Below are 7,143 nucleotides of genomic sequence, written 5' to 3'. Positions count from 1 at the left end.
AACGCCCGGTTACATTCCGAACCCGGAAGCTAAGCCTCACAGCGCCGATGGTACTGCAGGGGGGACCCTGTGGGAGAGTAGGACGCCGCCGAACTCAATTTGATAAAGCCGTGGTCCCCAGACAATGTCTGGGGACCACGGCTTTTTTTGCGTTCACGGCTCCCGGCCGCTGCGGGTCAGAGGCGGCCGGCGGCCTTGAGGGAAAGGTATGCGTCCGCCAAGGCGGGGGCGAGGTTGTCGGGGGTCGCGTCCACGACGGTGACGCCGCGGCGTTTGAGCTGTTCCGCAGTGCGGTGACGTTCCGACTGCGATTGGGCGGCTGCCGCCGCGTCGTAGACCGCTTCCGTTGTTCCGCGGGAAGCTGCCATTTTCTCGATATGAGGGTCGGCCACCGATGCGACCAGGACCTTGTGGCGTTTGGTCAGGCGGGGGAGCAGGGGAAGGAGGCCCTCTTCGATGGGGGCCGTGTCCAGGCTTGTGAGCAGCACGATCAGTGCGCCGCGCGGGGCGGTTCGCAGAGCCGTCGAGGTCAGGCCTCGGGCGTCGGTCTCGACGAGTTCCGGCTCCACGGTGGCCAGCGCGTTGACCACGGAGGGGAGGACGTCGCCTGCCGATCGGCCCTGCACCAGGGCGCGTACTCGACGGTCGTAGGCCAGGAGATCCACGCGGTCGCCGGCGCGGGAGGCCAGGGCGGCGAGGAGAAGGGCGGCGTCCATGGAGGCATCGAGGCGCGGGGCGTCGCCGACGCGGCCCGCAGAGGTGCGGCCGGTGTCGAGGACCAGCAGGATGTGCCGATCGCGCTCCGGGCGCCAGGTGCGGACCGCGACGCTGGACCGGCGGGCGGTGGCGCGCCAGTCGATGGAGCGGGTGTCGTCCCCGGGAACGTAGTCGCGGAGGCTGTCGAACTCGGTGCCCTGGCCCCGGATGAGCACGCTGGTGCGGCCGTCGAGTTCGCGCAGGCGGGCCAGCTTGGAGGGGAGGTGCTTCCGGCTGGCGAAGGGCGGCAGGACGCGCAGGGTCCACGGGGCCTTGTGGCTGCCTTGGCGGGTGAAGAGGCCGAGCGGGCCGTACGAGCGGATGGTGACGCGGTCCGCCTGGTGGTCGCCCCGGCGGGTGGGGCGCAGGCGCGTCGTCAGGCGGCGGCGCTCGCCGGCCGGGACGGTGAGGCGCTGGCGGGACGCGGTGATCTCCGTGCCGGGCTGCCAGCTGCTCGGCGGCCAGGCGTCGCGGAGTTCCGCGCGCAGCGGGCGGCCGGAGGGGTTGGTGAGGGTGAGCTCGACGTCGGCGCTCTCGCCCAGGCGTACGGAGGTGTCGCCGGTGCGGGTCAGGCCGAGGCGGCGTACCGGAGCGGCCAGGGCGAAGTCGCAGGCGCAGGCCAGTGCCAGAGGGGTGTTGACGGCGAGGATGCCGGTCCAGCCGGGGTCCCAGAAGCCGACCGGAAGGCTGCCGAGAGCCGCCAGGAGGGCGGTGCGTCCAGTGAGGGCCATCAGCGGGGGACCGGGACGTGGGCGAGGATCGAGGTGATGACGGAGTCGGCGGTGACGCCCTCCATCTCGGCCTCAGGGCGGAGCTGGATCCGGTGGCGGAGGGTGGGCAGGGCCAGGGCTTTGACGTCGTCGGGGATGACGTAGTCGCGGCCGGTGAGCCAGGCCCAGGCGCGGGCCGTGGAGAGCAGGGCCGTGGCGCCGCGCGGGGAGACTCCGAGGCTGAGGGACGGCGACTCGCGGGTGGCGCGGCACACGTCCACCACGTACGCGGTGATCTCGGGGGAGACGGAGGTCTTGGCGACGGCGGTACGGGCCGCTTCGAGGTCCGCCGGTCCCGCCGCGGGGCGTACGCCGGCGGCGCGCAGGTCGCGGGGGTTGAAGCCGTCCGCGTGCCGGGTGAGGACGTCGATCTCGTCCTGGCGGGAGGGCAGAGGGACCGTCAGTTTGAGCAGGAAGCGGTCGAGTTGGGCTTCGGGGAGGGGGTACGTGCCCTCGTACTCGACGGGGTTCTGGGTCGCCGCGACGAGGAAGGGATCGGGGAGTGGGCGGGGGGTGCCGTCGACGGTGACCTGGCGTTCTTCCATCGCTTCGAGGAGCGAGGACTGGGTCTTGGGTGGGGTCCGGTTGATTTCGTCGGCCAGGAGGAGGTTGGTGAAGACCGGGCCGGGCTGGAAGGAGAACTCGGTGGTGCGGGCGTCGTAGACGAGGGAGCCCGTGACATCGCTCGGCATCAGGTCGGGGGTGAACTGGACCCGCTTGGTGTCGAGTTCGAGGCTCGCGGCGAGCGCGCGGACGAGCAGCGTCTTGGCGACGCCGGGCACGCCTTCCAGCAGGACGTGGCCGCGGCAGAGGAGGGCGACGACGAGGCCGGTGACGGCGGGGTCCTGGCCGACCACGGCCTTGGAGATCTCGGCGCGCAGTGCTTCGAGGGAAGCGCGTGCGTCGCGAGGATCTTCGGTGGGCCCGTTGTCAGTGGTCGGGTCCATCATGAGTGGCGTACCTCTCTTTCGAGGGCGTCGAGTTGGTCGGCGAGGGCGATGAGTGCTGCGTCGTTGCCGGGTGGCGGCCCGAAGAGGATGTGGTGCGGGTCCTGGCCGGGGGTGTGGAGACGGGAAGTGAGGGCGGGGAGCAGGGTCTCGGGCGTGTGGGCCCAGGTGGGGGAGACGCCGACGAGGGGGGCGAGGCGGGTGCGTGTCGCGGCGCGCAGGGCCGTGGCGGCGCGGTCGCGGGCGTTGGCCTTGCCGTAGAGGCGGGCGCGGCCTTCCGCGGTCTCGGAGGCGCGGATGGCGACGGGGAGGCGTTCGGCGACGAGGGGGCCGAGGCGGCGGGCGCGCCACAGGGCGGCGAGTGCGGCGGCGACGGTGAGTTGCAGGGTGGCCCAGCGCCAGCCCGAGGGGATCAGGTCGAAGAAGCTGCGGCGTTCGGAGTCGGTGGCGGCCCCGTCGTCGGAGAGCGAGGGGAGGTACCAGACCAGGTGGGGGCGGGAGCCCAGGAGTTGGAGGGCGAGTGAGGCGTTGCCCTGCTCGTCGAGGCGGTCGTTGTAGAGGATGTCGGGGGCGCCGAGGACGACGGTGTCGCCCTTTCCGCGGGGGGCGGGGAGATGCAGAAGGCTGGGGAGGCCGTCACTGAGGTAGCAGGACTCGGCGTCGGGAGCGAGGGTGTCGTAGCGGATGCCGCCCATGTCGGCGGTGCCTGCGCGGCGGGCCGCCGGGAGGGAGCAGCCGGGGGAGAGCGTGGAGTCGGCGCTTGTCGTGGGGTCCGCGGTGACCCCTGGGGCGAGGTCCTCGACCGAGGTGGTGCCGGGGGCGACGAGGACGGTGCGGCCGCCGGAGTTCTCGGTGGCCGTGTGGAGACGGGAGCGCTGGCCTCCGGTGAGCAGGTCGGGGTCGGCCACCAGGAGGGTCGTGTCGGGGCGGGCCGCGGACCTGGCCTCTTCGGTGGTGGTGACCACGCGGGTGGACACGCTCCGGTCGGCGAGGAGTTCGGCGACGGCCCGGCTGCCGTGGGCGTCCGCGGAGCGCGGGTCGAGCCGCCCGTGCTGGGCGCCGGAGCGGGCCGCGGCCATGGCGACGGCCGCCGCGAGGAGGACGACCAGGGCGAGGGCGATGCCTCGGGAGCGGGTCCAGAGCTGGCGGGGCGTGGGGGTGATCGACGTCGAGGCGGCCGGGGGCGCGGCGGACCGGGGCGGCTGTGGGGTGGGGCCGGGGGCGGAGGGCCGGGGCGGCTGCGTGGCGGGGGCGGGGCCGGTCATGCGGCGTCCCCCTGGGAGCTGCTGCTCGGCGTGGTGGGGGCGGTGCTGGTCAGGACCGGCTTGGTGTGTTCCAGGTCGCGGTCGAGACCGGCAAGGCGGAGGTATGCCGCTTCGTCCGCGGTGCGGCCGCCGTACGTCACGTCGTCGAACTCGTGGGCGGCGGAGCGGAGCCGGTCGGCGTGGGCGGGAAGGGTGCGGCCGGCCTCGGCCGCGGCTTCGTCGGCGGTGCGGCCGGGGCGGGGGTCGAGGAGCGCGCGCTCCTCGAGGGCGCGGACGACCGCGCGCGTGCGTTCCTGCACGGCCTGGTTCCAGTGGGCCCGGGCGGCGTGCGCCTCGGAGGCGGCGCGGTGTTCGGCGGCGCTGCGGGGGCGGTCGTCGAAGAGGGCGGGAGCGGAGGCGGCGGCGCGGCGCGGGGTGCCCAGGCGCCACCAGAGGGCGAGGGCCACGAGCACGACTGCGATCAGGATGACCAGGAGCCCGAGTCCGCCGCCCGGGGTGACCCCCGAGGCGGCGGAGAACAGGTCGTCGACCCAGCCCCAGAAGCGGTTCAGGGCGCGCTGGAGGAGGCTGGGGTCGTTCTCGTGGTACATCGGCTTGGACAGTTCGCGTTCGGCGGCCTCCCGCGCGGGGTCGCGCGAAATGGTCACCGGTGGGTCGTCGCCGGTGCGCGGCAGGAGCGGCGCCGCTCCGAACTCCCCGAGTACTGCCCCTGCCGCTCTGTGTACTGCCCCCGCCGCGGTCACCGCATCAGCTCCCCGGCGTGCCGGGCGGGGTGGGGCCGTGGCCGGGGACGCCTGCGGCGCGGGTGAGTTCGAGGTCGAGGGCCTCGCGGCGGATGCGCTGGTCGATGTAGAGGAGCACGGTGACGCCGGCCGTGATCGGGAACGTCAGCATGGAGCCGATGACCGAGCCGATGCCGCTGACGATCAGGAAGGTCCAGCCCAGTTCGCCGGTGCTGTCGAGGAAGCCGGTGACGCCCTCGCCGCTGACCGCGCCGGCGATGAACGTGAACGGGATGACGATGATCGACGCCACGACGTTGGCGATGATCGCGGCGAGCAGCTGGATGCCGAAGACCCGCCACCAGGAGCCGTGGACCAGCTTGGCGGAGCGGTTCAGGGACTTCTTGATGCCCTGCTTCTCCAGCATGAGTGCCGGGGAGGAGAGCGAGAGGCGGACCACGGTCCAGATGGCGACGACGCCCGCGCCGAGGCCGCCCAGTACGGCGAGGGCGGCTCCGGCGTCGGACGGTCCTGCCAGCGAGATCAGCAGGCCGGGCAGGATGCCGATGAGGACGATCGCGACGCCGATGAGCGGGATGAGCAGCGTCAGGCCGAACAGTTTGGCCAGCTGGGGGCGGGAGTCGCGCCAGGCTTCCGCGGTGGTCACCGGCTTACCGAGCACGGCGCGGCTGGTGACCATGGTGAGGAGGGCGGTCGCGACGATGGTGCCGAGCAGGGTGATCACGAGGACCACTCCGGAGCTCAGCAGCGTGTCGCCCATGGCGCGGGTCAGTTCACCGACGGTCGCGCTCGGGTCGTCGAGGGCTTCGGAGTCGACGGACTCGTTGAGGACGAGTCCCTGGAGGAGGACGACGAGGATCTCCGTGACCACGGCCACGGTCAGGGAGATGCCGAGGACCGTGCGCCAGTGGGCGCGCATGGTCGACACCGCGCCGTCGAGGATCTCGCCGACGCCGAGCGGGCGGAGCGGGATGACGCCGGGCTTGGCCGCGGGCGGGGGCCCCTGCCAGGCTCCCCAGCCCCGGTAGCCCCCGGGGCCTCCGGGACCTCCAGGGCCTCCTGGAGCGCCGGGGCCGCCCGGTGGTGGGCCGCCCCAGCCCCAGCCGCCGCCCTGACCGGGCGGAGGGGGCGGCGGAGGCGGTGCCTGACCCGGGCCGGGAGTGCTGGGCGGGGACCACTGGGCGCGCGGCGGCTGCTCCTTCGACCACTTGGACGGGCCGTCCTGCGGACCGTCCTGCGGGCCGGCGTCCGCGGGCCCGGCGGCGCCCGGCGTGCCGGGGTCCTGTCCGGCGGAGTCCTGTCCGGCGGAGTCCTGTCCGTCGGAGGGGGCAGATCCGGGCGAGGCCCAGCCCGGAGTGTCGTTCATCGTCGCTCCTTCAAGGTGCCCGTCCGCGGGCGCGGCGGCAGGTTGACGGCCATCGTGTCACGGTGTCCCCGCGAGGTGACCGGGTGCCGTAGCGGCTGTACACCTTCAATTGTCCGCGGGGTACGGGGCAGACTGGGCGGATGGCTGATCAGTACGCGCAATCCAGCGAGGACAACCGGCCGACCGGGATACCGACGGTTCCCGCTATCCGATGGGACGACCCACCCGAGGGCCCTGTGCTGGTCCTGCTCGACCAGACCAGGCTGCCGGGCGAGGAGATCGAGCTGGTCTGCACCGACCCACCGGCCCTGGTGGAGGCGATCCGGACACTCGCGGTGCGAGGGGCGCCGCTGCTGGGCATCGCGGGGGCCTACGGGGTCGCGCTCGCCGCCGCCCGCGGCTTCGACGTGGACGCGGCGGCGGACGCCCTGGCCGGGGCGCGGCCCACCGCCGTCAATCTCGCCTACGGTGCGCGCCGCGCCCAGGCCGCGCATCGCGCCGCCGTGGCGGAAGGCGCCGAGGCCGCGCAGGCCGCCGCCGCGCTCGACGCCGCGCGGGCCCTGCACGCCGAGGACGCGGCGGCCAGCCGCCGCATGGCCGCCCACGGCCTGGCACTGCTCGACGAGATGCTGCCCGGCGGCGGGCACCGGATCCTGACGCACTGCAACACGGGGGCACTGGTCTCCGGAGGGGAGGGCACGGCGTTCGCGGTGGCGCTCAAGGCACACCGGGAGGGGAGCCTGCGCAGACTGTGGGTGGACGAGACGAGGCCGCTGCTGCAGGGGTCGAGGCTCACCGCGTACGAGGCGGCGCGGAACGGGATGGCGTACACCTTGCTCACGGACAACGCGGCGGGTTCGCTGTTCGCGGCCGGTGAGGTGGACGCGGTGCTGATCGGCGCCGATCGCATCGCGGCCGACGGTTCGGTGGCGAACAAGGTGGGGAGCTATCCGCTCGCTGTGCTGGCGCGCTATCACCACGTGCCGTTCATCGTGGTGGCGCCGGTGACGACCGTCGACCCGAGGACGCCGGACGGAGCGGCCATCGAGATCGAGCAGCGAGGCGGTCATGAAGTGACGGAGGTCACGGCGCCGTTCGTGCCGGTGGCCGGGATGGAAGCGGGAGGCGGTATTCCGGTGGCACCCCTGGGGACCCAGGCGTACAACCCCGCATTCGACGTGACGCCGCCCGAGTTGGTGACGGCGATCGTCACGGAAGAGGGCGTTCTGTCACCTGTGACAGCAGAGGGCCTTGCCGAGCTGTGTGCCAGGTCACGCCAGGTAACGATTAGCTAAT

6 protein-coding genes and 1 rRNA gene are annotated in these 7,143 nt (G+C 73.4%); 2 read left to right on the top strand and 5 right to left on the bottom strand.

Annotation, left to right across the window (positions count from 1 at the left end; genetic code table 11):
* Window positions 1–94 (top strand): 5S ribosomal RNA (rrf, locus tag AC07DI_RS13740); the annotation flags it as partial.
* A gap of 82 nt (window positions 95–176) precedes the next feature.
* Here rrf and AC07DI_RS13735 read toward each other — a convergent pair.
* Genes AC07DI_RS13735 through AC07DI_RS13715 form a run of 5 tightly spaced genes read right to left on the bottom strand, consistent with a single transcriptional unit; the run spans window position 177 to window position 5,847 of the window.
* Entirely contained in the window at window positions 177–1,487 is a 1,311-nt protein-coding gene (locus tag AC07DI_RS13735) for a DUF58 domain-containing protein (RefSeq protein ID WP_478904439.1), read from the bottom strand.
* Window positions 1,487–2,473, bottom strand: a complete 987-nt coding sequence (locus AC07DI_RS13730) for an AAA family ATPase (RefSeq protein ID WP_478904478.1) — start codon at window positions 2,471–2,473, stop codon at window positions 1,487–1,489. Before AC07DI_RS13730 ends, AC07DI_RS13735 begins: the two co-directional genes overlap by 1 nt.
* Window positions 2,473–3,738: a DUF4350 domain-containing protein gene (locus AC07DI_RS13725; protein WP_478904437.1), complete on the bottom strand. Its 1,266-nt coding sequence runs from the start codon at window positions 3,736–3,738 to the stop codon at window positions 2,473–2,475. The genes AC07DI_RS13730 and AC07DI_RS13725 overlap by 1 nt, the downstream gene beginning before the upstream one ends.
* Window positions 3,735–4,481: a DUF4129 domain-containing protein gene (locus tag AC07DI_RS13720; RefSeq protein ID WP_478904435.1), complete on the bottom strand. Its 747-nt coding sequence runs from the start codon at window positions 4,479–4,481 to the stop codon at window positions 3,735–3,737. Before AC07DI_RS13720 ends, AC07DI_RS13725 begins: the two co-directional genes overlap by 4 nt.
* A gap of 4 nt (window positions 4,482–4,485) precedes the next feature.
* Window positions 4,486–5,847 (bottom strand): hypothetical protein, encoded by a 1,362-nt coding sequence (locus tag AC07DI_RS13715; RefSeq protein ID WP_478904433.1) that lies wholly within the window; start codon window positions 5,845–5,847, stop codon window positions 4,486–4,488.
* 140 nt (window positions 5,848–5,987) lie between these two features.
* On the opposite strand from AC07DI_RS13715, the gene mtnA reads away from it, so the two are divergent.
* Window positions 5,988–7,142, top strand: a complete 1,155-nt coding sequence (mtnA, locus tag AC07DI_RS13710; protein WP_478904431.1) for an S-methyl-5-thioribose-1-phosphate isomerase — start codon at window positions 5,988–5,990, stop codon at window positions 7,140–7,142.
* Window position 7,143: the final 1 nt, after the last annotated feature.

Source organism: Streptomyces sp. NPDC044106 (assembly GCF_056433985.1).
Note: the sequence above shows the minus strand (reverse complement) of the source record. Positions and strands in the feature narration are given on the sequence as shown.

Coding starts and splice junctions, on each gene's coding strand:
- AC07DI_RS13735 (WP_478904439.1), bottom strand. CDS start 1,487: ATGGCCCTCACTGGACGCACCGCCCTCCTGGCGGCTCTCGGCAGCCTT.
- AC07DI_RS13730 (WP_478904478.1), bottom strand. CDS start 2,473: ATGGACCCGACCACTGACAACGGGCCCACCGAAGATCCTCGCGACGCA.
- AC07DI_RS13725 (WP_478904437.1), bottom strand. CDS start 3,738: ATGACCGGCCCCGCCCCCGCCACGCAGCCGCCCCGGCCCTCCGCCCCC.
- AC07DI_RS13715 (WP_478904433.1), bottom strand. CDS start 5,847: ATGAACGACACTCCGGGCTGGGCCTCGCCCGGATCTGCCCCCTCCGAC.
- mtnA (WP_478904431.1), top strand. CDS start 5,988: ATGGCTGATCAGTACGCGCAATCCAGCGAGGACAACCGGCCGACCGGG.